25 protein-coding genes are annotated in these 26,968 nt (G+C 71.8%); 8 read left to right on the forward strand and 17 right to left on the reverse strand.

All coding sequences use genetic code 11. The annotated features are described in order from the left end of the window. Nucleotides 1-6: 6 nt before the first annotated feature. Together AB2L27_RS06930 and AB2L27_RS06935 are read left to right on the forward strand one after the other, a co-directional pair. Complete coding sequence (locus AB2L27_RS06930; protein WP_370440735.1) at nucleotides 7-1,005, forward strand: sugar phosphate isomerase/epimerase family protein; 999 nt, start codon at nucleotides 7-9, stop codon at nucleotides 1,003-1,005. Nucleotides 1,006-1,188: 183 nt separating this feature from the next. Continuing rightward, nucleotides 1,189-1,671, forward strand: coding sequence for a hypothetical protein (locus AB2L27_RS06935; protein WP_370440736.1), 483 nt, complete (start codon nucleotides 1,189-1,191; stop codon nucleotides 1,669-1,671). A gap of 128 nt (nucleotides 1,672-1,799) precedes the next feature. On the opposite strand, the gene AB2L27_RS06940 is transcribed toward AB2L27_RS06935, so the two are convergent. Beyond that, nucleotides 1,800-3,377, reverse strand: coding sequence for a methyl-accepting chemotaxis protein (locus tag AB2L27_RS06940; RefSeq protein WP_370440737.1), 1,578 nt, complete (start codon nucleotides 3,375-3,377; stop codon nucleotides 1,800-1,802). A gap of 545 nt (nucleotides 3,378-3,922) precedes the next feature. Continuing rightward, on the reverse strand, nucleotides 3,923-4,930 hold the full coding sequence (locus AB2L27_RS06945) for a LacI family DNA-binding transcriptional regulator (RefSeq protein ID WP_370440738.1): 1,008 nt from the start codon (nucleotides 4,928-4,930) through the stop codon (nucleotides 3,923-3,925). A 92-nt stretch (nucleotides 4,931-5,022) separates the two neighbouring features. On the opposite strand from AB2L27_RS06945, the gene AB2L27_RS06950 reads away from it, so the two are divergent. Next, nucleotides 5,023-5,910, forward strand: coding sequence for a sugar phosphate isomerase/epimerase family protein (locus AB2L27_RS06950; protein ID WP_370440739.1), 888 nt, complete (start codon nucleotides 5,023-5,025; stop codon nucleotides 5,908-5,910). 10 nt (nucleotides 5,911-5,920) lie between these two features. Then, on the forward strand, nucleotides 5,921-6,916 hold the full coding sequence (locus AB2L27_RS06955; RefSeq protein ID WP_370440740.1) for a Gfo/Idh/MocA family oxidoreductase: 996 nt from the start codon (nucleotides 5,921-5,923) through the stop codon (nucleotides 6,914-6,916). 351 nt (nucleotides 6,917-7,267) lie between these two features. On the opposite strand, the gene AB2L27_RS06960 is transcribed toward AB2L27_RS06955, so the two are convergent. The 9 genes from AB2L27_RS06960 to iolC form a co-directional block, all read right to left on the reverse strand. Beyond that, entirely contained in the window at nucleotides 7,268-8,269 is a 1,002-nt protein-coding gene (locus tag AB2L27_RS06960) for a substrate-binding domain-containing protein (protein ID WP_370440741.1), read from the reverse strand. A gap of 167 nt (nucleotides 8,270-8,436) precedes the next feature. Continuing rightward, a complete protein-coding gene (locus AB2L27_RS06965; RefSeq protein WP_370440742.1) occupies nucleotides 8,437-9,495 on the reverse strand; it encodes a Gfo/Idh/MocA family protein in 1,059 nt (352 codons plus the stop codon). Between the two features lie 20 nt (nucleotides 9,496-9,515). Continuing rightward, on the reverse strand, nucleotides 9,516-10,340 hold the full coding sequence (locus tag AB2L27_RS06970; protein WP_370440743.1) for an ATP-binding cassette domain-containing protein: 825 nt from the start codon (nucleotides 10,338-10,340) through the stop codon (nucleotides 9,516-9,518). Further along, the gene (locus AB2L27_RS06975) at nucleotides 10,337-11,428 is read right to left on the reverse strand and encodes an ABC transporter permease (RefSeq protein ID WP_370440744.1); all 1,092 of its coding nucleotides are present in this window, start codon (nucleotides 11,426-11,428) and stop codon (nucleotides 10,337-10,339) included. The genes AB2L27_RS06970 and AB2L27_RS06975 overlap by 4 nt, the downstream gene beginning before the upstream one ends. Nucleotides 11,429-11,469: 41 nt before the next feature. Then, complete coding sequence (locus AB2L27_RS06980; protein WP_370440745.1) at nucleotides 11,470-12,357, reverse strand: TIM barrel protein; 888 nt, start codon at nucleotides 12,355-12,357, stop codon at nucleotides 11,470-11,472. 211 nt (nucleotides 12,358-12,568) lie between these two features. Beyond that, entirely contained in the window at nucleotides 12,569-14,500 is a 1,932-nt protein-coding gene (gene iolD, locus AB2L27_RS06985; protein WP_370440746.1) for a 3D-(3,5/4)-trihydroxycyclohexane-1,2-dione acylhydrolase (decyclizing), read from the reverse strand. A gap of 65 nt (nucleotides 14,501-14,565) precedes the next feature. Then, nucleotides 14,566-15,459 (reverse strand): 5-deoxy-glucuronate isomerase, encoded by an 894-nt coding sequence (gene iolB, locus AB2L27_RS06990; protein ID WP_370440747.1) that lies wholly within the window; start codon nucleotides 15,457-15,459, stop codon nucleotides 14,566-14,568. A gap of 8 nt (nucleotides 15,460-15,467) precedes the next feature. Next, on the reverse strand, nucleotides 15,468-16,355 hold the full coding sequence (locus AB2L27_RS06995; protein ID WP_370440748.1) for a Cgl0159 family (beta/alpha)8-fold protein: 888 nt from the start codon (nucleotides 16,353-16,355) through the stop codon (nucleotides 15,468-15,470). After that, nucleotides 16,348-17,292 carry a 5-dehydro-2-deoxygluconokinase gene (gene iolC / locus AB2L27_RS07000; RefSeq protein WP_370440804.1) on the reverse strand — a complete coding sequence of 315 codons (945 nt, stop codon included), beginning with the start codon at nucleotides 17,290-17,292 and terminating at the stop codon, nucleotides 16,348-16,350. Before iolC ends, AB2L27_RS06995 begins: the two co-directional genes overlap by 8 nt. Nucleotides 17,293-17,533: 241 nt before the next feature. On the opposite strand from iolC, the gene AB2L27_RS07005 reads away from it, so the two are divergent. Further along, nucleotides 17,534-18,271 (forward strand): GntR family transcriptional regulator, encoded by a 738-nt coding sequence (locus AB2L27_RS07005; protein ID WP_370440749.1) that lies wholly within the window; start codon nucleotides 17,534-17,536, stop codon nucleotides 18,269-18,271. A gap of 48 nt (nucleotides 18,272-18,319) precedes the next feature. Here the strand turns inward: AB2L27_RS07005 and AB2L27_RS07010 are convergent, their stop codons facing one another. Next, nucleotides 18,320-19,789: a sugar porter family MFS transporter gene (locus AB2L27_RS07010; protein ID WP_370440750.1), complete on the reverse strand. Its 1,470-nt coding sequence runs from the start codon at nucleotides 19,787-19,789 to the stop codon at nucleotides 18,320-18,322. A 175-nt stretch (nucleotides 19,790-19,964) separates the two neighbouring features. Here AB2L27_RS07010 and AB2L27_RS07015 point away from each other — a divergent pair, with 175 nt between their 5' ends. Then, nucleotides 19,965-20,765, forward strand: a complete 801-nt coding sequence (locus tag AB2L27_RS07015; RefSeq protein ID WP_370440751.1) for a hypothetical protein — start codon at nucleotides 19,965-19,967, stop codon at nucleotides 20,763-20,765. After that, a complete protein-coding gene (locus AB2L27_RS07020) occupies nucleotides 20,762-21,325 on the forward strand; it encodes a hypothetical protein (protein ID WP_370440752.1) in 564 nt (187 codons plus the stop codon). The genes AB2L27_RS07015 and AB2L27_RS07020 overlap by 4 nt, the downstream gene beginning before the upstream one ends. 48 nt (nucleotides 21,326-21,373) lie before the next feature. Here the strand turns inward: AB2L27_RS07020 and AB2L27_RS07025 are convergent, their stop codons facing one another. Both AB2L27_RS07025 and AB2L27_RS07030 read right to left on the reverse strand, forming a co-directional pair. After that, the gene (locus tag AB2L27_RS07025) at nucleotides 21,374-22,090 is read right to left on the reverse strand and encodes a copper homeostasis protein CutC (protein ID WP_370440753.1); all 717 of its coding nucleotides are present in this window, start codon (nucleotides 22,088-22,090) and stop codon (nucleotides 21,374-21,376) included. 26 nt (nucleotides 22,091-22,116) lie between these two features. Continuing rightward, nucleotides 22,117-23,010 (reverse strand): NAD-dependent epimerase/dehydratase family protein, encoded by an 894-nt coding sequence (locus AB2L27_RS07030; RefSeq protein WP_370440754.1) that lies wholly within the window; start codon nucleotides 23,008-23,010, stop codon nucleotides 22,117-22,119. Between the two features lie 81 nt (nucleotides 23,011-23,091). Here AB2L27_RS07030 and AB2L27_RS07035 point away from each other — a divergent pair, with 81 nt between their 5' ends. Further along, nucleotides 23,092-23,661 carry a TetR/AcrR family transcriptional regulator gene (locus tag AB2L27_RS07035; RefSeq protein ID WP_370440755.1) on the forward strand — a complete coding sequence of 190 codons (570 nt, stop codon included), beginning with the start codon at nucleotides 23,092-23,094 and terminating at the stop codon, nucleotides 23,659-23,661. A gap of 46 nt (nucleotides 23,662-23,707) precedes the next feature. Here the strand turns inward: AB2L27_RS07035 and purL are convergent, their stop codons facing one another. The 3 genes from purL to purS are packed head-to-tail and all read right to left on the reverse strand — an operon-like array spanning nucleotide 23,708 to nucleotide 26,966. Beyond that, nucleotides 23,708-26,011, reverse strand: coding sequence for a phosphoribosylformylglycinamidine synthase subunit PurL (purL, locus tag AB2L27_RS07040; protein ID WP_370440756.1), 2,304 nt, complete (start codon nucleotides 26,009-26,011; stop codon nucleotides 23,708-23,710). Next, nucleotides 26,008-26,685: a phosphoribosylformylglycinamidine synthase subunit PurQ gene (gene purQ / locus AB2L27_RS07045; RefSeq protein ID WP_370440757.1), complete on the reverse strand. Its 678-nt coding sequence runs from the start codon at nucleotides 26,683-26,685 to the stop codon at nucleotides 26,008-26,010. Before purQ ends, purL begins: the two co-directional genes overlap by 4 nt. Next, on the reverse strand, nucleotides 26,682-26,966 hold the full coding sequence (gene purS, locus AB2L27_RS07050) for a phosphoribosylformylglycinamidine synthase subunit PurS (protein ID WP_370440758.1): 285 nt from the start codon (nucleotides 26,964-26,966) through the stop codon (nucleotides 26,682-26,684). Before purS ends, purQ begins: the two co-directional genes overlap by 4 nt. Nucleotides 26,967-26,968 lie beyond the last annotated feature (2 nt).

Genomic DNA, 26,968 nt, shown 5'->3' on the forward strand with positions numbered 1-26,968 from the left:
CCACCGGTGAAACTGGGCGTCTACAACGCGATCCTGCACGACCGCCCGCTGCCCGAGGCACTGAAGGTCATCGCCGACCTGGGCCTGACCGGCATCGAGCTGAACACCGGCGGGTTCCTCCCGCCCGTGCACATCCCCACCTTCGACGACATCCTCGTCAGCGACACCGCGCGCGACGACTTCCTCGGGGTCTTCGAGGGCACCGGCGTCTCGATCGCGGGGCTGAACTGCAACGGCAACCCGCTGCACCCGAACGAGATCATCGGCGGCAGGCACGCCGAGGACGTCCGCCGCTCCATCCGGCTGGCCCACCGCCTCGGAGAGCACCGCGTCGTCACGATGTCCGGACTGCCCGGCGCCGAACCCGGCGCCAGCCACCCGACCTGGGTGGTCAACGCGTGGAACTCGCGCGACCTCGACATCATCGAGCACCAGTGGTCGGTGGCGGTCCCCTTCTGGAAGGAGATCGACGCGCTGGCCCGCGATCACGACGTCAAGGTGGCCCTGGAGCTGCACCCGCAGAACGTCGTCTTCAACCCGGCGAACACGCGCGAGCTCGTCGAGCGCACCGGTGCGACCAACGTCGGCGTCGAGCTCGACGCCTCGCACCTGTTCTGGCAGCAGATGGACCCGGTGGCCGTCGTGCGCGACCTGGGGCCGTTGGTCTTCCACGCCGCCGCCAAGGACGTCCGCATCAACCCCGCGGCTGCGATCTACGGCGTGCTGGACAACCGGTTCCGCCGGCTCGACCCGTCGGAGGACCGCACGAACCTCGGTGGCGACGAGTGGGTCAACGAGTGGCCGAAGGAGTCCGCGTGGGACTTCGTCGCTCTCGGCAAGGGCCACGACACCGCGTTCTGGGCCGAGTTCCTCCGCGCCCTGCACGAGGTCGACCCCGACATGGTCTGCAACATCGAGCACGAGGACGTCTCGCTCGGCCGCGTCGAGGGCCTCGAGGTGGCGGCCGCCGTCCTGCTCGAGGCCGCGCGAACGGCGGGCGTTTGAGAGGAGCGGGGATGCTGGGGGCGGGGAGGCGCGAGAAGCTGTTCGCACGACGGTCGACGACGCCCGACGCTCCCCGGCACCGGGAGGTCCGACGCGGTCCACTCCTGGTCCCTGGACCGCACCCTGAAGCACCTGCCCCTGCTCGACCTCCCGCAGCAGCTGCGGATCCCCGGTCACCGCACGGTGCAGCTGTGCCACTTCCACCTGCCCCACCGCGACGCCGGCTACCTCGGCGGACTGGGCGCCGCCCTCGCCGAGGCCGGTGTCGAGCTGGACGCGCTCCTCGTCGACGACGGTGACCTGACCCACCCGGACGAAGGCCCCCGCCACGAGGCGTCGATCTCCAACCGGGTCGCCGACGCGGCCGACGTCACCGCGATCCTCGACCCCCTCGACGGGGCCGTCGGCCTGCTCGTGGCCCTGGGGAACTGGACCGGCCCGGGCAAGTACGCCGACCTCGCCGCCGTGACGCGGTTCGCCGAGACCTGCCACGCCAAGGTCCACCGGAACGGGCCCGACGTCGACGCGCAGGGCTACCGCCGCAACGTGTCCACCGTCCTGGAGCACGGGCACACCGGGCCGTTCTGCCTCGTCTGCGACGCGACCGACGACGAGTGGGCCGGCCTGGAGGTCCAGCGGGCGATCGTGCGCGAGCTCCCGGCGTGAGGCGGCCGGACGGCCCCGACAGTTCCCACCAGTTCGGACCGCGATCCTCCCGGCGATCCCGGCCCGACGTCGTCGTCCTGAACCGTGGCCGCCGCTGCGCCCGAGGGCCGGCCCGCCGGTGTCCTCGCTCAGAACCGGAAACGACCGACGAGGGCCTGCAGGTCCTGTGAGGCCTGGGCGACCTCCGCCGCAGTGGCGGCTGTCGTCTCGGCGCTGCGTGTCGTCTCCTGGGCCCCCGCGGCGATGCCGCTGATGTTCGCCGCGATCTCCTGCGACCCGCCCGAGACCTCCGTCACGTTCCGGACCATCTCACTGGTCGTGGCCGACTGCTCCTCCACCGCGGCGGCGATGGTGGCCTGCAACCCGTCGATCTGGGCGATGACGTCGGCGATCTGGGCGATGACCCCGGTCGCCGCCCCCGCGTCGGCCTGCGTGGCGTTCACCTTCGTGACGATCTCCTCGGTCGCCCGGGCGGTCTGCTGGGCCAGTTCCTTGACCTCCCCGGCCACGACGGCGAACCCCTTGCCGGCGTCGCCGGCGCGGGCGGCCTCGATGGTGGCGTTGAGGGCCAGCAGGTTCGTCTGCTCGGCGATGGAGGTGATGAGCTTGACGACGTCGCCGATCTCCCGGCTCGAGGCGCCCAGGCGGGTGATCGTGGCCTCGGCGTCCTGGGCGGCGGTCACCGCGGTGGCGGCGGTCTGGGAGGCCTGCGCGGTGGAGGTGGCGATCTCGCGGATGGCCGAGGTCATCTCGTCCCCGGCCGCCGCGACGGTCCCGATGTTCGCGCTGATCTCCTCGGTCGCCGCGGAGACGACGTGCGCCTGCGAGGCGGACTCGGCCGCACCGGCGGACAGGACGTCGGCCACGGAGGTCAGCTGGCGGGACGAAGAGGACAGGTCGCCGGCATGCCCGGACAACTGCTGCATGACCTGGGCCAGGGAGGAGATGGAGGCGTCGAGGGCTCGGGACAACGCCCCGAGCTCGTCTTTGCTCTCGTAGCCGACACGCTGATCCAGGCGCCCGTCGGCCAGCCCTTCGACCACGGCCACCGTCCGCGTCAGCGGGCGCACCACTGATCGGGTGATGAGGGTGAGCAGCGTCAGGGCGACCGCCAGACCGAGAACGGCGACGGACAGCAGCTCCACCACGGAGCGGCGGAACGCCGCCCGACCGTCCGACGCCGCCACCTGCGCTGCCTTCGACTCCGCCAGCTGCATGTCGTCCAGCGTGGTGTTGATGTCGGCGAAGGCCTTCAACGCGGGCGAGGCGCGGTAGGCAGCCACCCAAGCGGCGTTGTCCCCCTTGATCGCCTCCGGGTCCAGGTCCTCGACGCGGGCCTGGCGGTAGGTGGCGAGGTTTGCTCGGAAGCTGTCGCGCTGCACCTGCGTGCTGCTCGGAGACGAGGCGAGGTACTCCTCCCAGGCCGCGTCGACCTCGGCGTCGTGCCCAGCCCGGTTCTTGTCCCGCACCTCCGCGGTCTTCACCTCCGGCTCCTGGGTGATGAGCATGTCGGTGTTGTCCTTGGCCGAGGAGTTGAAGGAGGCCCGTACCCGGCCCAGCGCGACCGCTGACTGCACGTTGTGGTCGTACATCTCCTGCTGCCCGGCGGAGAGGTCGTGGGCGAGGTCGACCGACACGGCGGTCAGCCCCCCGGTCATCACCAGGACCAGCAACCCGACACCGGCCAGCTTGGAACCGACTGTCATGTCACGGATGAACCCCATCGCCCTGCTCCTGTCCGCCCTGCTTCGGTAGTGGCAGCGGTACTGCCGGCGGAACGTCGGAATCCGTCCAGCCGCCCGGTGACGACCGCACCGGACGGCTTCACCGCATCGGAGTGATCGCGTCGGTGCAGCCGCCAGAGGGAGTCGCACCCAGCTCATCGACCGGGCGTGGAAGAACATGAGCCTCGCGTCGTCCCCGGTTCCCGGCGTCCGGGGTCCGGGCGTCTCCACCCCCGCGGGGAGCGGCCACCCTTCCCCTGCACGAGGCCCCGGCGAGTCGCGCTCGCCGGGGATCGGAAGCGGGTCGGGTCAGTGGTGGTCCGCCGTCACCCAGGTCGCGGTGGCGTCAACGGTGGGCGAAGCGGCGGTGGATCGACGTCCCTGAGCTTGACCAGGACGCCCTCCCGTTCGGGGCTGGGGATCGCTCCACCACGTCGCGCAGTGCCGCGTCGACGGGCGCTGGAACGGCTCACCCTCACCCCGTCCAAGATCAACCGCGGCGGAGACGACCGGCGACCGCAGGCTGGTCACGACCGCGGCGGGGCACTCGTCGTCCGTCGCACCACCAGTGAGGCCGGAACCCGGTGCACCCGCCCGGTCCGCACACCTCCGTCGATCCGTTCGCTCAGCCACCGCGCGGCTTGCAGTCCGATGGCCATCGTCCCGTTGTCCACAGAGGTCAGCGACAGGTGCCGGATGGTGGCGAGGTAGGTGTTGTCGTACCCGACGATCGAGACGTCCTCGGGCACGCGCAGGTCCAGGTCGTGGGCCGCCGACAACGCCCCGATGGCGGCGAGGTCGTTGTACGCGACCACCGCCGTCGGTCGATCCGTCGCGGCCAGCGCACGGCGTGCCGCGGCGTACCCGCTCTCCTCGCTCATCCCGCCCGGGACCACCACGGGCGTCAGCCCAGCCCTGGACATCGCCCCCCGGTACCCCTGCTCGCGCAGCTCGCCCACGTGCCCGGGGCCGCGCAGGTGCGTCACCGAGGTGTGACCGAGCTCGATGCAGTGCTCCGTGGCCGCGGTGGCACCGTCGACGTCGTCGTTCACGACGACGTCCGAGCCCAGACCGGCGGGCTCGTAGGTGCCCGCCAGCACGATCGGCACGAGGGTCGCGGCACGGCGAAGCTCCTCGTCGTCCTCGGTGGTGCCGACCACCACGATGCCGTCGACCTGCTGCTGCAGGAGCTTGTCGACGGGAGAACCACCGACCCGGCGGGTCGTCGCGGAGTCGACGAGCACGGTCGAGAGGCCGACGGTCTCGAGGGTGGCCGTCAGGCCGGTGAGCAGATCGACGAACCAGGGGTTGCGCAGGTCGTTGAGGAGCACGCCGACGGCGTTCGAGCGCCGCGTCCCGAGCGCCTGCGCCACCCGGTTGGTGCGGTAGCCCAGCTCGTCGATGGCGCGGGACACCGCCGTCCGACGAGCCTCACTGACTCCCGGATCACCCCGCAGGACCAAGGAGACCAACGACTTCGACACCCCGGCCCTCGCCGCCACGTCACGGATGGTGGGCGTTCGGGCCGTCGACACGCCTCAAGCCTAGCGTTAGACTGGACCGGTCCATTTTGTCCATCGCCCTCCGACCAGGCCGCTGGACACCGCGTTCGACGCACAGGAGCACCGTGGCCCCCAAGATCTCGATGAACGTGACCACCACGTTCTTCGGCAACGTCGTCCAGGACGTCCGCCTGGCGAAGGAAGCCGGGTACACCGGCATCGAGCTGCAGAGCCCGAAGCTCTACCGCTACCTCGACGCCGGTTTCGACGTCCACACCCTGCCGGAACTGCTCGACGGCCTGGAGGTGACCGGCCTGGGCGCTGTGCTCGACATCGAGCGCCAGGGCACCGCACGCGATGAGTACCTGGCCGAGGTCGACCGCATGTGCGCCGTCGCAGCCGTCGTCGGTGCCCCCATCGTCCAGCTGTGCACCGGGCCGGTGGACTGGAACGTCGTCAAGGACTTCAGGGCCGGGCGCCTGGCCGCCGACGACGGTCGCTACCGGGCGACCCTGGGACTGGACGAGGCCGAAGCCGTCCGCGTCACCGGCGCCAACGTGCGCGAAGCCGCCGACATCGCCGCCGGGTACGGCCTGGACCTCTACCTCGAGCCCCTGGCCTGGGCGAGGTTGAACCGCTGCCGGCACACACTGGCCCTCATCGAAGAAGCCGGTCGGGACAACGTCGGCATCGCGCTCGACACCTGGCACTTCTGGACGACGGGCGACACGCTCGACGAGGTCCGGTCCCTGCCCGCTGAACTCATCAAGGCCGTCCACCTGTCCGACGGCTTCGACCTGGACCGCGAGCACGACGTCCCTGACCAGTCCCACCACCGCAACGTCGTCATCGGTGGTGGTTCGATCCCCCTGCAGCAGTGGGTCGACGCGGTCAAGGAGACCGGCTACGCCGGCTGGTGGGTGACGGAGATGTTCTCCGACCGGGCCAACGAACTCGACCCAGCCACGGTCGCACGCACCATGCGCGACCTGACCGCCATCCTCGTGAGCTGAGGAGCTCACAGTGCAACGCTTCGCCCTCATCGGCGCCGGCTTCATCGGCGCGGTCCACGCAGCATCTCTCGCAGCACATCCAGAGGTGGACTTCGTCGGCGTGCACGACGTCGACACCACCCGCGCAGGGACACTGGCCACCCGCTTCGGGGCACGCGTCCTGGACGGGGCGGAGGTCTTCGACGCCTCGCACCTGGACGCCGTCTTCATCGCGTCCTCGACCGACACCCACGCCCAGCACCTGCGGTCCGCAGCCGACGCCGGGCTCGCCGTCCTGTGCGAGAAACCGATCGCAGCGGATCTCGCCGAGGCCGTCGCCGTCAGCGAGCACGTCCGAGCCAGCGGCGTCCCCGCGATGCTCGACTTCAACCGCCGCTTCGACCGCGACCACGCTGAACTGCAGCGCGTCGTGGCCTCGGGCGGTGTCGGCGACGTCGAGCTCATGCAGCTCACCTCACGCGGCCCGAGCCTGCCGCCCTCGGAGTACCTGCGGTCCTCGGGCGGTCAGCTCCGGGACCAGACGGTGCACTTCTTCGACCTGGTCCGGTGGATCAGCGGTCAGGACCCCGTGTCGGTCTTCGCCACGGGCTCGGCGCTGGTGGACCCGTCCATCCGTGAGTTCGGTGACGTCGACACCTCGGTGACGACCCTGACCCTGCCGAGCGGTGCGCTCGTGCAGATCGACAGCGTCCGCCGCACCGGCTACGGGTACGACGAACGCATCGAGGTCATGGGTGCGACCGGTCTGGTCGAATCCGGTCGCAACCGCCGAGGGAACCTTACCCGGTACAGCGCCGGGCACGTCGTTCTGGACGGCCTGCACGACGGCTGGTTCGAGCGCGTGCAGCCCACCTACGCCGCCACCCTCGCCGCGTTCGTCGCCGCCCTCGAAGCCGGTGTGGAGCCACCCGTCTCCCTCGACGACGGCATCCGCGCCCAGGCGATCGCCGAAGCGGCCAGCCGCTCACTCACCTCCGCGCGCACCGAAGCCATCGACTACCCCTGAGCCGTCGACCGGACCGGGCGGACCCGCTCGAGGTGTCGCGCACCTGCACCGACCCGGACGCCGAGGTCGAGACGTCGAGAACGTGCACCTCCGACGCTCGAGCGCGAACACTTCGTCGTCGTGGACGCGACGTGCTGCGAGGCCCGCAGCGGCGGTCGTGACGTCCCTCGTCGACGACGGGGTGGGCCACCTCTCCGGTGCTCCTGCGGTGACGACGACGGCGGTGCGCTGGAGCACGAAGACCTCCGAGTGGGCGGCGTGGTCCCTCGACGGTTCCACACCCACTCGGAGGTCTTCAGCGTCACGGACCGGCGGTCACCGGCGTGTGACGAACACGAGTGCTCAGCGCACCTAGCGGTTGCCGGCCTTCGCGTACGTGGCGATGGCGTCGATGTTCGAGGAGTCGATGAACGCCGGACCGGTCAGGGTGGGCTGCCCACCACCGATGGTGTTGCCGTTGTTCAGGTACAGCCACAGCGAGTCGATCGCCAGGTACCCCTGCAGGTAGGGCTGCTGGTCGACGGACCACTCGACCTTCCCGTTCTTGATGGCATCCACGAGCTCGGCGTTGGTGTCGAACGTGGCGAGCTTGGCCGAGCTGCCGGCTTCGGTGATCGACTGCGTCGCGATGAGCGCGATCGGGGCACCCAGGGTGATGACGTGGTCGATCGAGGGGTCCTGCTGCAGCTTGGCGGTGATGGTCGACTGCACCGACGGCGCGTCGGTGCCGTTGACGTAGATCGTCTCGACGGAGCCGCTGCCACCGACGCCGGAGGTGACGGCCTTGCACCGCTCCTCCAGAGCGCTCTGCCCCTGGGTCTGGATCACGCAGAGGACCTTCTTGGCCCCCTCCGACACCAGCCGCTGACCAGCCGCGGTCCCCGCGACGGTCTCGTCCTGCCCGAAGTACCCGATGAGACCCAGGTCCTTCCACTCGTTCTTGCCGGTGTTGAACCCGACCACCGGGATCCCGGCGGCCTCGGCGTTCTTGATCGCCGGGGCCAGGGCCGCAGCGTTCGGCATGGCGACGGCGATGGCGTCGACCTTGGCGTCGACCGCGTTCTGGACCAGCGTCGCCTGCTGGGTGGCGTTGTCGTTGTTCGAGTACTGGTACTCGATGTTGTCCTTCGCGGCCGCCGCGTCAGCGCCCTTGCGGACGATGTCGAAGAAGGTGTCACCCGCCGATCCGTGGGTGATCATCGCGACCTTGAACCTCGGGGTGTCCGCGACCGCGCCGCCGGAGTCACCGCCGTTGTCGTCCGCCGCGCCCCCGGAGCTGCTGCACGCCGCGAGCCCGAGCGCCGCCACCGCCAGCATCGCCGCGGTACGGAAACCTGCACGAGACTTCTTCATGTGTGTTCCCATCCTCATCGACAGGTGCCGTCCGCACCGTGCGGATCGGCTGTCAGTCCGGCCGGTTGGTGTTGCTCACCTGCGCCGACGGCCGGGCCGGGCGGTGCATCCAGGGCCTGCGGTGGCCGGCTGAGCGGCCACCGCAGGGGTTCCCCGCAGGGGGAGGATCAGGGGCGGGCGCCGAGGTCGACCTCGACGCGCTGCCCCGTCTTCAACGACTCCACGCCGGCCGCGCAGACGGCGGCGGCGGCGTAGCCGTCCCACACGCCCGGGCCGTCGACGTTGGTGCCGGCGCGGACCGCGTCGATCCAGCGCTGGAACTCCAGGTCGTAGGCCGCGCCGAAGCGCTCCTTGAAGTCCTTCGTGATGGACCCGCCCCAGCCGGCCGCCGACTGGGTCACGATGCCCTCGTGCAGGCCGATGCGGGCCTGGCCCTTCTCGGCGACGAGCTCGGTGCGGACCTCGTACCCGAAGGTCGTGTTCACGAAGATCTCGACGTCGACGAGGACGCCGCTCTCGGTCTCCATGATGACGAACTGCGGGTCGAGCAGGCCCTCCGGTGCCGCGGTCGTCGACCGCGGGGCGATGACGCGGACGGCGACGATCTCCTCGCCGGTCAGGAAGCGGACGGAGTCCACCTCGTGCACGACCGAGTCGAGCATGAGCTGCTCGGAGGAGAAGTTCGGCGGCGTGGTCGCGTTGCGGTGCGCGCAGTGCAGGAACAGCGGGGCACCGTACTCACCGGACTCGATGAGCGAGCGGAGCTGCTGGTAACCGGTGTCGAAGCGGCGCATGAAACCGACCTGCACGAGCGGGCGGCCGAGCTCGGCCTCCTTCTCGACGATCCTGCGCGAGGTCTCCGGCGACGTCGTCAGCGGCTTCTCGCACAGCACGGGCTTGCCCGCCTCCAGGGCCAGCAGGACCAGCTCCTCGTGGGTGAAGCCGGGGGTCGCGATGACCAGGGCGTCGACCTCGGGGTCGGCGATCGCGGCCTTGGGGTCGTGGATCGCACGGACCCCGAACTCCGCGGCCACCGCGTCGGTGCGCGCCACGTCGACGTCGCTGACGGCGACGAGCTCGGCCCCCACCGTGAGCGTCGCCAGCCGGCGGGCGTGGTCCTGACCCATCATGCCGACACCGAGGACGGCGACCCGGACCTGGCGGTCCCGGTCGTAGCCCTCCCGGGCGGTGTCCGGGCTCGGGGTGGGGTTGCTGCTCGTGCTCATGGCGGGTCGGGCTCCAGTTCTCAGTTCGCGTCGGTCGCTGCCGTGACGGCGGACAGCTCGTGGCTGAGGGCCTCGAGCTCCGCGCCGCCGGCCATCTCGTTGGTGAGACGGTCGAGGGTGATGTCAGCGCGGGAGGAGTCCAGGGAGACGTTCCCGCGGTTGAGGATCACGAAGTGGTTGCCCACGAGGTAGGCGTGGTGCGGGTTGTGGGTGATGAAGATGACGCCGAGCCCCGCGTCGCGGGCCTTGGCGACGTACTTCAGGACCACGCCCGACTGCTTGACCCCGAGGGCGGCCGTCGGCTCGTCGAGGATCAGCACCTTCGCCCCGAAGTAGATGGCCCGGGCGATCGCGATGCACTGGCGCTGCCCCCCGGACAGCGCCCCCACCGGGCGGTCCAGGTCCGGCACGGAGATCCCCATCTTGGTGAGCTCCTCACCGGTGATCTGCATCATCCGCTTCACGTCGAGGTGGGCGAAGGGACCCCACCCCTTGCGGATCTCCTGGCCCAGGAAGAAGTTGCGCCAGATCGACATCAGCGGGACCAGCGCGAGGTCCTGGTAGACGGTGGCGATGCCCCGGTCCAGCGACTCGCGGGGGGAGGAGAACGTCACCTCCTCGCCGTTGACCGTCACGGTACCGTCGCTGTGGGCGTGCAGCCCGGCGATGATCTTGATGAGGGTCGACTTGCCGGCGCCGTTGTCGCCGAGCACGCAGGTGATCTCCCCCTGCTTCACCGACAGGGACACCCCGCGCAGCGCGTGCACGTTGCCGTAGCGCTTGCCGACGTCCTTCAGCGACAGGATCTCGGTGTTCGGGGAGAGCGTGGACGCGTTCGGGGTCATCGCTTGGCCGCCTGGTTCTTCACGACGAGGTTGACGATGGTCGCGATGACGAGCATCGCGCCGAGGAAGAGCCGGTTCCAGTCGGCGTTCCAGCCGGCGTACACGATGCCGTTGGTGACGACCCCGTAGATCAGCGCGCCGATCGCCGCGCCGATCGCCGACCCGTACCCGCCGGTCATCAGGCACCCGCCCACGACCGCGGCGATGATGTAGAAGAGCTCGTTGCCGACGCCGTTGCCGGACTGGGCGTTGGAGAACGCGAAGAGGTTGTGCATCCCGAGCAGCCACGCGGTGAAGCCCACCGCCATGAACAGCCCGATCTTCGTGGCCTTGACCGGGACCCCGACCGCACGGGCCGCCGCCGGGTCGCCCCCGGCCGCGAAGATCCAGTTGCCGATCCTCGTCCTCAGCAAGATCCACGTCGCGACGACCACCAGCACCAGCCAGAAGATGATCGGGACGCGCAACCCGTTGCCCACCGGCAACGAGTAGTTGAAGAAGGCCTTGGCCGAAGCGAAGCCGTCCATGTCGGTGATCGTCGGCGAGGACACCCCGCCGGTGACCACCTTGGTGACGCCCAGGTTCAGACCCGTCAACATGAAGAAGGACCCGAGCGTGATGATGAACGACGGTAGACCCGTCCGCACCAGCAGCCACCCGTTGAAGAGCCCGACCGCCAACGCCAGCACCAGTGCGGCGAGCACGCCCACCCACACGTTGAGGTGGAGCTGGTAGGCCACCATCGACGCCGTCAGCGACGCGGTGGTGACCGCCACACCCGCCGACAGGTCGAACTCGCCGCCGATCATCAGCAGGGCCACCGACACCGCCATGATGCCGATGGTCGACGACGAGTACAAGACCGTGAAGAGCGAGGCCCCCGACCGCAGGGTCGGCGCCACCACCAGGAACAGCACGAGCAGCGCGATCGCCCCGATGAGCGATCCGATCTCGGGGCGTGAGACGAGCATCGCCAACGGTGAGCGACGCTGGACGCGGTCGTCGGCCGAGGTGGCCTTGCCTCCCGCGTGAGTCGTCGGGGCCGGGGTCGGGGCCGCAGCCCCGCCCGCGTCCGTGCGAATCTCCATCGATCCGTCCTCTCGTGAGGGTGCCGAGCCGAACCGGCGATCTAGCGGCAGGAGTTGAGGTAGGTGCGGGTGCGCGTAGCGATGGGCAGCGGCTTGTCGAACGCGATCGGGTACAGGTCCTGCTCGACGATCGCGAAGATGTCGCGCCCCAGGCCCTCCAGCGCCTCCAGGATCGGCGGCATGGCCGGGATGCCCTGGGGGGGCTCCACCATCGCACCGAGCTTGACGGCCTCACCGAAGGGCAGGTCCTGCTCCTTGACCTTGGCCACGATCGCCGGGTCGACCTGCTTGAGGTGGACGTAGGCGATGCGGTCCGGGAAGTCGCGGATGAGCGCGAGGTTGTCGCCACCGGAGTACGAGACGTGGCCGGTGTCCAGGCACAGCTTGACGGGGTCGCCGTCGGTCATCTCCAGGAAACGCTCGACCTGGGCCTGCGTGTCGATGTGGGTGTCCGCGTGGGAGTGGACCGCGACCTGCAGGCCGTAGCCGTTCTTGACGTCCCGACCCAGGCGGTTCATGCCCTCGGCCAGGCGCGACCACGACGCGTCGTCCAGCTCGCGGGGTTCGATCTGCTCGCCGGTCTTGTCGCTGCGCCACTGGCCGGGGATGACGACCAGGTGGGTGCCACCCATGGCCTGGGTGAGCTTGGCGACCTGCTCGACCTGCGCCCAGGCCTCGTCGTAGTGGTCGGGGCGGTGCAGCGCGGCGAAGATCGTGCCGGCGGACACCTTGAGACGACGCTTCTCGAGCTCCTCGGAAAGTTCCGTGGGGTCGGTCGGCAGGTAGCCGTAGGGACCGAGCTCGATCCACTCGTACCCGGCGTCGACGACCTCGTCGAGGAAGCGGGATGCGGGGGTCTGCAGCTCGTCGTCGGCGAACCAGACGCCCCAGGAGTCGGGGGCGGTGCCGATGGTGATGGAGCGGCCCATGGGGAACTTCCTCCACGTCCTCGTGTGTGTCCTCGGGAGAGTCTCGTGCGTCGCCGACCCGTGCGGGGTGGGCGCCTGGGAGAACAGTGGCGCAGCCGGGCAGGACGTGTCAAGACTTTGTCGTTACATTCTTACCTCGTGACCCGTCTGGCTCCGACGCGCCACAACCTCCCCGGCCGGCGGGCTCCGGGGAGGTCGTGGGGGTGGGCCGTCAGAGGAGCGGGCGCTGCCGGGCCTTGCGCTCCTCGTACCAGGCACGGGCGGTGCGGGTGGACTCCAGGTGCGAGACCTCCGAGACCGGCACGTCCCACCAGCCGCCGCCGTCGGGTGCCGCGGAGTACAGGTCGGTCTCGACGTGCACGACGGTCGACTCGCTCGACGCCTTGGCCTCCTGCAGCGCCTCCACGAGTTCCTTGCGGGTGTCCACACGGACGGTGCGCACACCCAGGCTCTCGGCGTTCGCCGCGAGGTCGACGGGCAGCTTGTCGCCCTCCAGCCGCCCCTCGGGCGTGCGCCGGCGGTACTTCGTCCCGTACCGCTGGGACCCGTGCTGCTCCGACAGGGCCCCGATGGAGGCGAACCCGTGGTTCTGCAGCAGCACCACGATGACCTTGACCCCCTCCTGCACGGCAGTGACGAGTTCCGTCGGCATCATGAGGTACGAGCCGTCCCCGACCGTGATGAACACGTCTCGGTCCGGTGCCGCCATGGCCACGCCGATGCCGCCGGGGATCTCGTACCCCATGCAGGAGTACCCGTACTCCACGTGGTACTGCTTCGGGTCGCGGCTGCGCCACATGCAGTGCAGGTCCCCGGGCAGCGAGCCCGCGGCGCAGACCACGACGTCGCGGTCCTCGGCCACCTCGTCGACGGCTCCGATGACCTCGGCCTGGGCCAGCAGGCCCGTGCGCTCCCCGATGCCGGAGTGGAAGAACGACTCCACGACCTCGTCCCACTCGCGGTTCAGGCGGGCGGCCCGCTCGCGGTGGGCGTCGGACGTCGTGAAGCCCGCCAGCTCCGCGGTGAGCGCCTCCAGCGCGACCTTCGCGTCCGCCTGCACCGCGACCCCGGCGTGCTTGACGGCGTCGATGGCGGCGACGTTGACGTTGACGAACTTCACGTCCGGGTTCTGGAACGCCGTGCGCGAGGACGTGGTGAAGTCGGAGTACCGCGTCCCGACGCCGATGACGACGTCGGCCCCGGCGGCGATCTCGTTGGCCGCCGTCGTCCCGGTGGAACCAACGGCGCCGAGGGACAGCGGGTGGTCGTAGCGGATCGCACCCTTGCCGGCCTGGGACTGCCCGACGGGGATACCGGTCGCCTCGACGAACGTCTTGAGCGCCTCGGTCGCCTGGGAGTACACAACCCCGCCCCCGGCGACGAGCAGGGGGGCCTTGGCCGTCCGGATGAGGGCGGCGGCCTCCTCGATCGCGACCTGCTCGGGCACAGGCCGGGCGATGCGCCAGGTCCGCTCCCGGAACAGCTCGACGGGGAAGTCCCACGCCTCGGCCTGCAGGTCCTCGGGCAGGCAGATCGTCGCAGCGCCCGTCTCGGCCGGGTCGGTCAGAACCCGCATCGCACCCAGCAGCGCCGACGAGAGCTGCTCGGGCCGCCAGACGCGGTCGAAGAACTTCGACAGCGGCCGGAACGCGTCGTTGACCGACACGTCGTAGCCGTAGGGCTGCTCCAGCTCCTGCAGCACGGGCGAGGCCACGCGCGTGGCGAAGACGTCGCTCGGCAGCAGCAGCACGGGGATGCGGTTGATCGTCGCCAGCGCCGCACCCGTCAGCATGTTCGTGGAACCCGGACCCACCGACGCCGTCACGGCGAGGGTCTGCAGACGGTCCTGCTGGCGGGCGTACCCGACGGCTGCGTGGACCATCGCCTGCTCGTTGCGCCCCGTCATGTAGGGCACCCGCGCGGGAGGCATCCAGCCATCGCCCAGGGCACCCTCCTCGGCTTCGAGCAGGGCCTGGCCGACCCCGGCCACGTTGCCGTGACCGAAGATGCCGAACACCCCGCCGAAGAACGGGCGGCGGACGCCATCGCGCTCGGAGAACTGGGCCTGGAGGAAGCGGACGACGGCCTGGGAGACCGTCAGCCGGACGGTCTGCACGGCCGGGTTCGGGGGGACTGCACTCATCGGGTTCTCTCAGTTCTCGGCGGTGTCCGGGTCGATCGCTTCGGGGCGGATCACGTGGGGACGGATCACTTGGGGGCGGAGTAGAACGGGAGGCGCTCGTCGACGCGCTGCCCGTCCCAGGTCGACCGAACCCAACCGTGGGCGGGGTCGTCACAGATCTTCCAGGCCCGCTCGTCCGCGGGCCCGGCCATGACGTTCAGGTAGTACATGTCGTACGCGGGCGAGGCGATCGATGGCCCGTGCCAGCCGTGCGGGAGCAGCACGACGTCTCCGCCGTGCACCTCCTCCAGGACCTCCAGCGGCCGCTCATCGTCACCGTACGCCTGCTGCAGCCCCAGCCCGCCGGGGGTCGTGGGAACCCCCTCGGGGGCCAGCGCCCGGAACTCGTAGTAGTAGATCTCCTCCAGCTCGCTCTCCACGTCGCTGGAGCGGTCGTGCCGGTGCGGCGGGTAGGACGACCAGTTCCCACCGGGAGTCAGCACCTCGCAGGCGATGAGCTTGTCGGTCTCGAACGCCGCGGGGGTGGCGAAGTTGTTGACCTGCCGGCTGGCCTGACCGGCGCCCCGCAGTTCCACGGGGACGCCGGTGGCCGGGCCGTAGCGGTGAGGCAGGCGGCGCGCCGCCCGTGCGCCCGGGAACGAGAACACGCCGCCTGCGGCACTGTGGACCGTCAGCTCGCTGTCACGGCCGACGTAGGCGAAGTCGGTGACGCCGTCGAAGACACCCGTCCGCCCGGTGAGCTCGAACTCCTCGTCGTCAGCACGCACGGTGCACGACCCCGACAGGGGCAGGACGAGGACCTCGTCCTGCCCCGTCGCGAACGAGATCGAGCCACCGGGCTCGAGCGTCACGACGCGCAGACTGGAGTACCCCCAGCCCGCGGACTCCGGAGTGACGACGAGGTCGAAACCGTCGGCCGCCGAGGAACCTGCGGGGAGGTACAGGCCCAGATCGCTCACGCCGGCCCTCACCGCACCAGCGAGACGGCGGTCTTGACGGCCGCCTCGACGTCGCCGTCCGGCGGGTACAGCAACGTCCGGCCGACCGTGAGACCGCGCACCGACGGCAGGGCCAACGCCTTGCGCCACGTCGCGAACGTTTCCTCCGGGGAGGTCGTCGGGTCCCCGCCCAGCAGCAGCGTCGGGAACGTCGTGGACTCCATGACGCGTTCCATGTCGTCCACCACGGGGATCTTCAGCCACGTGTACGCGGTCGTGCGGCCGAGGGCCTGCGCGACGTTGATGGACTTCACAACGCCCTCGGCGGTCAGGTCGTGCACGACCTTGCCGCCCTGGTTGCTGGACCAGAACGGCTCGATGAGCGCGACGAGCTTGCGGGCGGCCAGTTCGCTGATCGCGTCGGCCGAGGCCGTCAGCGTGGGCAGCGTGCCGGCGTCGTCGAGGGCGATGCGGGTGAGGAACTTCCCGCCGTCGAGGTTCATGTCCTCGATCGCCTGCGCGTCGTAGCCGGTGAACCGGTCGTCGAGCTCGAAGCTGGCGCCCTGCAGGCCGCCGCGGTTCATCGACCCGAAGACGACCTTGCCCTCCAGGGCCCCGAGGAGCGTGAGGTCCTCGATGATGTCGGCCGAGCCGAGCAGCCCGTCGACACCGGGGACGGCGAGCGCCACCCGGAGCCGTTCGAGCAGCTCGGTGCGGTCGGCCATCGCCATCGGGTTCGACCCGACGCCGTTGGCGCCGCGGGCGGGGTGGTCGGCGGCGACGACCATGAGCCGGCCGTCGCCCTCGAGCAGCGGGCGCCGGCGGCGGGCGCGGGACAGCTCGGCGATCCGTTCGGGCTGGCGGGCCCGGATCTCGGCGACCTCCGCCAGGTCCTTGGCGAACTGGGGCTCAGGCACGGGACGCGACCTCCTCGAGCAGGGCTTCGACCTCGGCGGTGGTCGGCATGGCGGTGGAGCACTCGCGGCGGGTGGCCACGATGGCGCCGGCGGCGTTGGCGAAGCGCAGGATCCGCTCGAGCTCCCAGCCCGAGAGCAGGCCGTGCACGAGGGCCCCGCCGAAGCCGTCCCCGGCGCCGAGGCCGTTGATGACGGACACCGGCGTCGGCGGCACCTCGACGAACTCGGTCGGGCCGCCGTCGGCGCGGGTCGCGCCCAGGACGCCCTTCGGTCCCTGCTTGACGATCGCGATCTCGACGCCGGCGTCCAGCAGCGCCTCGGCGGCGCGGCGGGGTTCGGTCTCGCCGACGGCGACCTCGCACTCCTCCTTGTTGCCGACGGCGACCGTCACGTGCGGCAGGGCCTTGCGGACCTGCTCGGTCGCCAGCTCCGGGGACTCCCAGAACATGGGCCGGTAATCGAGGTCCAGCACCGTGAAGGACTTCCGGGCCCTGGCCTCCCAGGCCGCGAAGTGCGCCCCGCGGCTGGGTTCCTCGGACAGGCCGGTCACGGTCGCCCAGAACACCCCGGCCGCGCGGATCGCGTCGAGGTCGAGCTCGTCGGCGCGGATCTGCAGGTCCGGCGCCGTGGGCAGCCGGTAGAACAGGAGCGGGAAGTGGTCCGGCGGGTACATCTCGCAGAAGGCCAGCGGCGTGTTGAGACCGTCGACCCCGGAGACGAACGCGTCCGAGACGCCGAACTCCGCGAGCGCCTTGTGGATGAACGTGCCGAAGGCGTCGTTGCCGGTGCGGGTGACGACGGCGGCGGACCGGCCGTGCCGGGCGGCGGCCACCGCGACGTTGGTCGCGCTGCCGCCCAGGTACTTCCCGAAGGTCTCGACGTCCTCGAGCCCCACGCCGTCCTGCAGCGGGTACAAGTCGACGCCGACCCTGCCCATGGTCACCACGTCCAGCGCGGCTGTGCTGCTCACGCGAGGTCCTCCCCAGTCAGGTGGTCTGCTCAGCTGATCCGGGCCGCAGCGGCGCGGAGGCTGGTACGAGCGTGCTCCGTGACGGGCGACCCTGTCAAGCTTTGTCAGGACAAATGTACCTCCTGACGTATGACCCTCACCCCGGCTACGATGACCACTCGGCGGAGCAGCGACGTGGCCGGCCCGCCCCCGGACCCCAGGAGCAGCCGTGAACGACCTGTTCGTCGACCTCGACCGGTCGAGCCCCGTCCCCCTGTACTTCCAGGTGGCCCGGCAGATCGAGCAGGCGATTGAGCACGGCGAGCTGACGCCGGGCTCCCGCCTCGACAACGAGATCCACCTCGCCGACCAGCTCGGGCTGTCCCGGCCGACCATGCGCCGCGCGATCCAGCAGCTCGTCGACAAGGGCCTGCTCGTGCGCAAGCGCGGCGTGGGGACGCAGGTCGTCCACGGCCAGGTGACGCGCCCGGTGGAGCTGACGAGCCTGCACGACGACCTCGTGCAGTCCGGGCAGCTGCCCGCCACGCAGGTGCTGCTGCACGAGATCGACGAGGCCGCCGACGACGTCGCCGGGAGCCTCGCGATCAGCCCCGGCACGCCCGTCCTGCACCTGCGCCGCCTGCGGATGTCCGGCGGCGAACCGCTGGCCCTGCTGGAGAACTGGCTGCCGGCCCCCTACACGGACCTGTCCGCGCAGGCGCTCACCGAGCGCGGCATGTACCAGCTGCTGCGCAGCCGGGGCGTGGGGATGCGGGTGGCCCGCCAGCGCATCGGCGCCCGCCGGGGCAGCGGCGAGGAGTGCACGCTGCTCGACGAGCGCCGCGGCGCGCCCCTGCTGACGATGGAGCGGACGACGCACGACGACTCCGGCCGCGTCGTGGAGTACGGCCGCCACGTGTACCGGGCCAGCCGGTACGCCTTCGAGGTCACGCTCGTCGACCGCTGACCCGGCTGACCCCGCACGGAGAGCGGGGTCAGCCGGGGTCAGTCGGGGTCACGCGAAGTCGCGGATCTCCTTGTCGAAGATGCGGCCCGAGGTGACCGCCTCCTCCAGCTCCTCCAGCGTCCGGCCGCGGGTCTCGGGCACCTGCGTCTTCACGAACACCAGGGCCAGCAGGTTGACGCCGGCGAACCCGAAGAAGCACCCGGTGATGCCGATGGCGCTCACCAGCGTCGGGAAGTACAGGCCGAGGAAGGCGTTCGCCAGCCACAGCACGAACACCGACGTGCCCATCCCGAAGGCGCGCATCCTCAGCGGGAAGATCTCCGACAGCGTCACCCAGACGGCGACGTTGAGGAACGTCTGCATGGAGCCCACGAACGCGACGACGAGGGTCAGGATGACCCACGGCCGCAACGGGTTCCCGACGGGAAGCACGAGCGAGCCGATGCCGATGAGCAGGTGGCAGACCGTCGTGAGGCTGAACCCGATGATGAACGTCTTGCGCCGGCTGAGGCTGTCCATCATCCGCAGGGCGATGAACGCCCCGACCACCGCGATGACGCCGGGAGCGATGTTGACGATGAGCGCCATGCTCTGGTCGAACCCGGCCTCGCGGAGGATGGACTGACCGTAGTACATGATCGAGTTGATCCCCGTGAGCTGCTGCGCCACGCCCAGCCCGATGCCCACGAGCAGGATCCGCCGCAGCCACCGGTTCGACAGGACGCTGCGCCAGTCGAGGTCCTGGCGCTTGGACTCGGCGTGCGTCAGGCCGGCGATCTGCCGGGCCTCGATCTCGGCGCGGCCCTCGGGCCGGACCTGGCCCAGGACCGCAACGGCCTCGTCGAAGTGGCCGTGGTCGATGAGCCAGCGCGGCGACTCGGGCACGCGCAGCATGCCGACGAACAGCGCCACCGCGGGCAGCGTCACGACGGCCAGCATGATCCGCCAGACGCCGCCGTACTCGCCCCAGACGTTCCCGACGATCGCGTTGACGACGAACGCCGCGAGCTGGCCGACGACGATCATCATCTCGTTGCGACCCGAGAGCGATCCGCGGATCTCGTACGGGGCCAGTTCGGCCAGGAACACCGGGACGACCGTCGAAGCCGCCCCCACCGCGAGGCCGAGGAGGACGCGACCGACGACCATGACCTCGAAGGCCGGCGCGAAGACGCAGACGAGGGCCCCCAAGAAGAAGAAGCCCGACATGAGCAGGATGGTCTTGCGCCGGCCCCAGGCGTCGGAGAGGCGGCCACCGCTGATGGCGCCGACGGCCGCCCCGAAGAGCAGCGAGCTGGTGACGACGCCCTCGGTGAGGTCCGTGAGGCCGAGCTCGGCCTTCATGGGTTCCAGCGCGCCGTTGATGACGCTGGTGTCGTAGCCGAACAGCAGGCCGCCGAAGGTGGCGACGAGGGCGACGACCCCGAGGCGGGACCGGTAGGGGCCGGGGGTCAGCGGCGGCAGGGCGTCGCGCAGACCGGCACCGGGCGAGCCTGGGTGACCGTGGGAGGTGGACAAGAGAACTCCTTCGTCCGTCCGGGACCACCGCCCGCCCGGGCGGCGGTGACACCCGGGACCGTAGGGTGGCGTGGTAAGCATGTCAAGACAAAGGTGCCGGGGTCGGACCGGCACGCGGACCCGCGCGGCGGCACACCTCCCGGAACCGCAGGGTCCGGACCCCTACGTTCGCAGGGTGGACGCGACTGCGCAGGACCGAGACCGCCCCGGTGACGGACCGGACGGGGCCCGGGCGGTACCGCGGGGGGTCCGGGTCGTCGTCCCGGTCCTGGCCCTCACCGCCCTGGGGGCGGCGCTCACCGCGGCGGCCGCGGTGGTGCTCGTGCTCTCCGGCGGCGTCGACGAGCAGTACTTCGCCTCGTACACCTCCGACGGGGCGGGCAACGAGACGTCCTTCGTCGACCCCGGTGTGGACCTCGCCTACCGGTGGGAGGCGTTGCGGTACATCGTCCCGGCCGACCAGCGACTGCTGGGCCCGGTCCTGCTGGTGGCCGTCCTCGCCGCCCTGCACGTCGCGGGCCACCGGTTCCTCGGCGCGGGCCGGCCCACGGTCCCCCGCGGCGCCCGGGTCGTGGCGGTCGCCGCCGCGGTGGTCTCCACCCTCCTCGTGGTCGCCACGGTGGGGGTCCCGGCGGTCCTGCGGCACAGCGGCGGTTCGGACGTGGTCTTCCCCGACCGGGTGCCGGCCCTCGTCGACGTGGCGGCCCCGGTCGCGTTGAGCGCGGTGCAGGTCCTCCTCGCGGTGGCCTCGGCCGTCCTGCTGCTCGGACGCCCCCTGGCGGGACCGGGCCACGACGAGCCGGACGACGAGCCGGACGAGGGGGTGGACGCCGCCGGCGGGGGCGGCACCGTCCCGGCAGTCGGGACGGCTGCCCGGGCCCCCGAACCCGCCCCCGAGCCCGCCCCCGCCGAGCCCCCACCGGTACCGCGCCTGGCCGAGGAGGACCGGGCCCTGTACCGGCGGCCCACCCCGTGAGGCGCTCGGCGTGGGCGGTGCGGATCGCCCTCCTGGTGGTGCTGGTGCCGCTGCTCGCCTCGGTCGTCGTGACGGCCGGGATCGTCAGCGCGGACGACGTGGTGCGTTCCACCGGTGACCTGCCGGCGACGACGCCGCTGCTGTGGAGGGACCGGTGGCAGGCCGTCCTCCTGTTCGGCCCGCAGTTCAGCGATCCGAGCCTGCCGTCGCTGACGGCCCTCGGCTGCCTGGCGCTGGCCCTGGTCACGTCCGGACCCCGGGTCGCGCCCCCGGTCCGCGAGCTGCGGGCCGCGCTGCCACCGGTGGCCGTCGCCGGGGCGACCTGGGCCGCGGCCACCGTCGCGGTCACCGTCTGGTTCCAGCTCAGCGCGAGCCGGGCCGACGAGGACCCCGCGAGCGGTTTCCGGCTCGTGGGTCAGCCGTCGCTGGGGTGGCCCGGCGGGCTGCTCGGCGTCTCCGAGACCGTCCTGTGCGTCGGGGTCGCCGTGGCCGTCACCCTCTGGTGCCGCCGGGCCCGCTCGTCCGAGCGGGACGCGCGCACGGGGGTGCGAGCCGGCTGACCCCGTCCGCGGGCGGTCGGCCGCGGGGCACCCGACGGCGCCGCCGGCTCACGACGGCACCTCCGGCGCCGCGGCCACCGCAGCCACCGCGGCCCGGACGAGGGCGGGGTCCACGACGTGACGGGCCCCGAACCCGGTGTCGGGCACCGCGAGCCGGCGGGCCGAGAGGTGCACGCCGTTCACCCCGGTCCGCGCCAGGAACTCCGGGACCCGGCCGGGTCGCACTCCCCCGCCGGCGGTGATGGTGAGCCGGCCGCCCGCCGCCGCGACGGTGCGGGCGAGGCGGGCGGTCCCGTCGTGCGCGCACGCGGCCCCACCGGAGCTGAGGACCCCGTCCACGCCCGCCGCGACGAGCGTCTCCACGTTCCCCTCGACGTCCGGGTGCACGTCGACACCCCGGTGCGCGGTGAGCTGCGCGGAGCCGGCGACCTCGCGCAGCGCCCGCAGCGCGAGGTCGTCGAAACGCCCGTCGGGTCGCAACGGCCCGGCGACGAGACCGGCCGCCCCGGCCTCCAGGGCGCACCGCGCGTCCCGCAGGACCGCGGCCAGGTCGTCCTCGTCGTGGACGAAGTCCCCCGGCCGGGGCCGCAGCAGGACGTGGACCCCGAGCGGGCCGGCGGCCGCCACGACCCGTTCGACGAGGCCGGTCGAGGGGGTCAGACCGCCCACGTCCAGGGCGACGCACAGTTCGAGGCGGTGGGCGCCGGCCGCGGCGGCGACGCGCGCCCCCTCGGGGTCGGTGACGGCGATCTCGACGGTGGGCACGGCCCCAGCCTGTCTGAGGAGACCCGTCAGGCGAAGTAGCTGCCCCCGGCGAGATCGTCGGCCAGGGTCGGACCGGTGGGTTCCCACCCCAGCAGGGCGCGGGTGCGGTCGTTCGTGGCGGAGACGTCCTGCCCGAAGAAGGAGCCGATCCAGCCGAGTTCCGCGGCGTACCGGGCCGGGTCGACCGCGTCGACCGGCAGGTCGAGCCCACGGCCGATGGCGGCCGCGATGTCGCGGGTCGGCACGCCCTCCTCGGCGACGACGTGCAGGACGCTGCCCGCCGGGGCGCCCTCGACCGCCAGGCGGACGGCGCGCGCGGCGTCGGTGACGTGCACCGCGGCCCACCGGTGGCTGCCGTCACCCACGTACCCCGCGGCGCCGCGGGCGCGGGCCGTGGCGACGAGGGCGGCCACGAACCCGCGGTCCCCCGCTCCGTGGACGGTGGGGGCGAACCGCGCGACCAGGGGCCGGACCCCGCGCCCGGCGAGGCCGAGGACGAGACGCTCGGCCCCACCGCGCGGCGAGTCGGGGCCGACCGCCGGGTTGACGTCCGTCTCGGTGACGGGGCGCTCGAGCCCGAACCCGGCGAGGCCGCCGGCGATGAGCAGGGGCCGGTCGGAACCGACCAGCACGTCGCCGATGGCCTGCACCGCAGCCCGTTCGGCGGCGTTGCTGACCTCGGGGTGGGCGAAGTCGTGCTTGTTGGCGAGGTGGACGGTGCCGTCGGTCGACTCCGCGCCGCGGCGCAGCACGTCGAGGTCGTCGAGGTCGCCGCGCAGGACCTCGGCCCCCTCGGCCGCGAGCGCCGCGGCGGAGGCGTCGGAGCGGGCGAGGCCGAGGACCTGGTGGCCGGCGGCGAGGAGCTCGTCGACGGCGTGGGAGCCGATCCAGCCGGACGCACCGGTGACGAAGACGCGCATGGGGAACCTCCAGTAGTGATGTCAGGATGTGACATCACAGTAGACCCGATGTCAGGATCTGTCATCACCTAGGATGGCCCCATGACGAGGTGGGCACCGGGAGCACGGGAACGGCTGCAGGCCGCCGCCCTCGACCTCTTCGTCGAGCAGGGCTACGACGAGACGACCGTCTCCCAGATCGCCGCCCGCGCCGGGGTCACCGACCGCACGTTCTTCCGGCACTTCGCCGACAAGCGCGAATCGCTCTTCGCCGGCAGCGACCGGCTCGTGGACCTGTTCACCGGCGCCGTCGAACGGTCCACCGCGCACGACCCCCTCGACCTGGCGTCCGAGGCGCTGGCCGCGAGCGCGGAGTTCTTCCCGCCGGAGCGCCTCGCGTGGTCCCGGACGCGGACGGCCGTCGTCCTGGCGAACCCGGCTCTCGCCGAACGCGAGCAGCTGAAGATGGTGACGATCGCCCAGGCCCTCGCGCGGTCGCTGCGCGAGCGGGGTGTCCCCGAGCCGGCGGCCACCCTGCTCGGGCGGTCGACGGTCACGGTGTTCCAGGTCGCCTTCGACCGGTGGATCTCCGAGGGCGAGGACCGCCCGGTGCTGGACCTGCTGCAGGACACGCTGTCCCAGCTGCGGACGACGCTGGCGCCCTCGGCGTGACCCGTGCGGGGGAAGGTCCCTCCGCACGGGTCACCGCCGATCGACGTCAGCCGAAGTGCCGCGGCAGCGTCGCCGCGTGCGCTTCCCGCAGCTCGGCGACGGGCACGGAGAACCGGCCCTGCACGTCGAGCGAGGCCTGCCCGTCGTCACCGGTGTCGGTGACGCCGATGCGCAGGTGCGCCAGGCCGCGGGCGGTGCACATGTCGGTGAACCGCACCTCCTCCTCGCGCGGCACGGACACGATGGCCCGCCCCGCCGACTCGGAGAACAGCGCCGTGAACGCGTCGATGCCGTCCCGGTCGAGGAGTTCGTCCAGGCCGACCCGCACGCCGACGCCGTAGCGCAGGACGGACTCGGTGAGCGCCTGCGCCAGCCCGCCGTCGGACAGGTCGTGCGCGGCGTCGACGAGACCGTCGCGCGAGCACTGCACGAGCACGTCGGCCAGCAGCTTCTCGTGCTGCAGGTCCAGCGCCGGGGGCAGACCCCCGAGGTGGCCGTGCTCGGCCCACGCCCACTCCGAGCCGCCGAGCTCGTCGCGCGTGGTCCCGAGCAGGAACACGCTCTGCCCGGCCTCCCGCCACCCCGAGGGGGTGCGGCGGCGGACGTCGTCCAGCACGCCGAGGACGCCGATGACCGGCGTCGGCAGCACGGCGGAGTTCAGGCCGTCGTCGCCGGTCTGGTTGTAGAGCGAGACGTTCCCGCCGGTGACGGGGACCCCGAGTTCCTCGCAGGCCACGGCCAGGCCCTGCACGGCCTCGGCGAACTGCCACATGACGCCGGGGTCCTCGGGCGAGCCGAAGTTCAGGCAGTCGGTGACGGCGAGGGGCCTCGCCCCGGCCGCGGCGACGTTGCGGTACGCCTCGGCCAGCGACAGCGCGGCCCCCGTGCGCGGGTCGAGCCGGGTGAACCGGCCGTTGCCGTCCAGGGACAGCGCCACGCCGAGGTTCGTCTCCTCGTCGACGCGCACGACGCCCGCGTCGTCGGGAGTCGCCAGCGCCGTGCCGCCCATGACGTAGCGGTCGTACTGGTCGGTGACCCAGGCGCGCGAGGACAGGTTCGGCGAACCGGCCATGCGCAGCAGGGTCGCGCGCAGTTCCTCGTCCGTCCCCGGCCGCGGGAGGCGGTCGGGGGTGTCGGCCTGCAGCGCGTCCTGGGACTCCGGCCGCGCGTACGGGCGCTGGTAGACGGGGCCGTCGTGGGCGACGGTGCGCGGCGGCACGTCGACGACGGTCTCGCCGTGCCACTGCACGACGAGGTGCTCGCCGTCGGTGACCTCACCGAGCACGGCGGCCTCGACGTCCCACTTCGCGGTGACCGCGAGGAACGCCTCGACGTTCGCCGGGGTGACGACGGCCATCATGCGTTCCTGCGACTCGCTCATGAGGATCTCCTCGGGCGAGAGCGAGGGGTCGCGCAGCGGGACGCGGTCGAGGTGGATGAGCATGCCGCCGTCACCGGCCGAGGCCAGTTCGCTGGTGGCGCAGGACAACCCGGCGCCGCCAAGGTCCTGGATGCCCTCGACCAGCCCGGCGTGGAACAGTTCCAGGCAGCACTCGATGAGCACCTTCTCCTGGAACGGGTCCCCCACCTGCACGGCCGGTCGCTTGGAGGGGCCGGTCGCGTCGAACGTCTCGCTGGCCAGCACCGAGACCCCGCCGATGCCGTCCCCGCCGGTGCGGGCCCCGAACAGCACGACGAGGTTGCCGACCCCGCGGGCGTTGGCCAGGTGCAGGTCCTCGTGCTTGAGCGCACCGACGCACAGCGCGTTGACGAGCGGGTTGCCCTGGTACGTCGGGTCGAACACGACCTCGCCGCCGATGTTCGGCAGGCCGATGCAGTTGCCGTACCCACCGACGCCGGAGACGACCCCGGGCACGACGCGGGCGGTGTCGGGGTGGTCGATCGCCCCGAACCGCAGCGAGTCCATGACCGCGATCGGCCGGGCGCCCATGGCCATGATGTCGCGGATGATCCCGCCGACCCCGGTGGCCGCGCCCTGGTAGGGCTCGATGTAGCTGGGGTGGTTGTGCGACTCGACCTTGAACGTCACGGCCCAGCCCTGGCCGATGTCGACGACGCCGGCGTTCTCGCCGATGCCCACCATGAGGTGCTCCTGCATGGCCTCGGTGACGTGGTCGCCGAAGGTGCGCAGGTGGACCTTGGAACTCTTGTAGGAGCAGTGCTCGCTCCACATGACCGAGTACATGGCCAGTTCCGCGCCCGTGGGCCGGCGGTCGAGGATCTCGCGGATCCGCTCGTACTCGTCGGCCTTGAGCCCCAGGTCCTTCCAGGGCTGCGGGTGGTCCGGCGTGTCCGCGGCGCGGGTGACGGTGTCCAGCGCGGTGCTCACGCGATCGCCCCCAGCCCGGCGCTCAGCACGGAGGTGAACAGGCCCAGGCCGTCCAGCCCGGGACCGAACAACTCCTCCACGGCGTGCTCGGGGTGCGGCATGAGCCCGACGACGTTCCCGCGCTCGTTGCTGATCCCGGCGATGTCGCGCAGGGAGCCGTTCGGGTTGCCGTCGAGGTAGCGGAAGACCACGCGGCCCTCCCCCTCCAGGCGGTCCAGCGTCGCGGCGTCGGCGACGAACCCGCCCTCGCCGTTCTTCAGCGGGATCGTGATCTCCTGGCCGGCGGTGAAGGACGACGTCCACGCCGTGCCGGTCTGCTCGACCCGCAGCCGCTGGTCGGTGCAGACGAACTTCTGGTGGTCGTTGCGCACGAGCGCGCCGGGCAGCAGGTGCGACTCGCACAGCACCTGGAACCCGTTGCAGATGCCCAGCACGGGCATCCCGCCCTCGGCCGCGCGCACGACCTCGGACATGACGGGCGCGAAGCGGGCGATGGCGCCGCAGCGCAGGTAGTCCCCGTAGGAGAAGCCCCCGGGCAGGACGACCGCGTCGACACCGCGCAGGTCGGCGTCGGCGTGCCACAGCGCGACGGCCTCACCGCCGGCCAGCGTCACGGCGCGACGGGCGTCGCCGTCGTCCAGGGAACCGGGGAAGGTGACGACGCCGACCTTCACGCGTCCGCCCCCGCGCCGGCGTCGTCGCGCCCGCCCGAGGCCTCGCGGACGCTCACCACGTCCTCGATGACCGGGTTGGACAGCAGGGTCTCGGCGGCCCTGCGGGCCTGCTCCAGGACTTCGGGGGTGACCTCCCCCTCGACCTCCAGCTCGAACCGCTTGCCCTGGCGGACTCCGGTGAACCGGTCGAACCCCAGGCGTGGGAGGGCGCCGACGACGGCCTTCCCCTGCGGGTCGAGGATCTCGGGTTTCGGCATGACGTCGATGACGACGCGGCCCATGC

It is taken from the genome of Kineococcus halophytocola, from assembly GCF_041276425.1.
GTDB lineage: Bacteria > Actinomycetota > Actinomycetes > Actinomycetales > Kineococcaceae > Kineococcus > Kineococcus halophytocola.

Bases quoted from the DNA above. Each gene is read 5' to 3' on its own strand.
- iolD (WP_370440746.1), bottom strand. From the start codon at position 14,500: ATGAGTGCAGTCCCCCCGAACCCGGCCGTGCAGACCGTCCGGCTGACG.
- AB2L27_RS06965 (WP_370440742.1), bottom strand. From the start codon at position 9,495: ATGAGCACGAGCAGCAACCCCACCCCGAGCCCGGACACCGCCCGGGAG.
- AB2L27_RS06980 (WP_370440745.1), bottom strand. From the start codon at position 12,357: ATGGGCCGCTCCATCACCATCGGCACCGCCCCCGACTCCTGGGGCGTC.
- purS (WP_370440758.1), bottom strand. From the start codon at position 26,966: ATGGGCCGCGTCGTCATCGACGTCATGCCGAAACCCGAGATCCTCGAC.
- AB2L27_RS06975 (WP_370440744.1), bottom strand. From the start codon at position 11,428: ATGGAGATTCGCACGGACGCGGGCGGGGCTGCGGCCCCGACCCCGGCC.
- iolC (WP_370440804.1), bottom strand. From the start codon at position 17,292: ATGGGCAGGGTCGGCGTCGACTTGTACCCGCTGCAGGACGGCGTGGGG.
- AB2L27_RS07030 (WP_370440754.1), bottom strand. From the start codon at position 23,010: ATGCGCGTCTTCGTCACCGGTGCGTCCGGCTGGATCGGCTCCCACGCC.
- AB2L27_RS06960 (WP_370440741.1), bottom strand. From the start codon at position 8,269: ATGAAGAAGTCTCGTGCAGGTTTCCGTACCGCGGCGATGCTGGCGGTG.
- AB2L27_RS06940 (WP_370440737.1), bottom strand. From the start codon at position 3,377: ATGACAGTCGGTTCCAAGCTGGCCGGTGTCGGGTTGCTGGTCCTGGTG.
- AB2L27_RS07035 (WP_370440755.1), top strand. From the start codon at position 23,092: ATGACGAGGTGGGCACCGGGAGCACGGGAACGGCTGCAGGCCGCCGCC.
- AB2L27_RS06970 (WP_370440743.1), bottom strand. From the start codon at position 10,340: ATGACCCCGAACGCGTCCACGCTCTCCCCGAACACCGAGATCCTGTCG.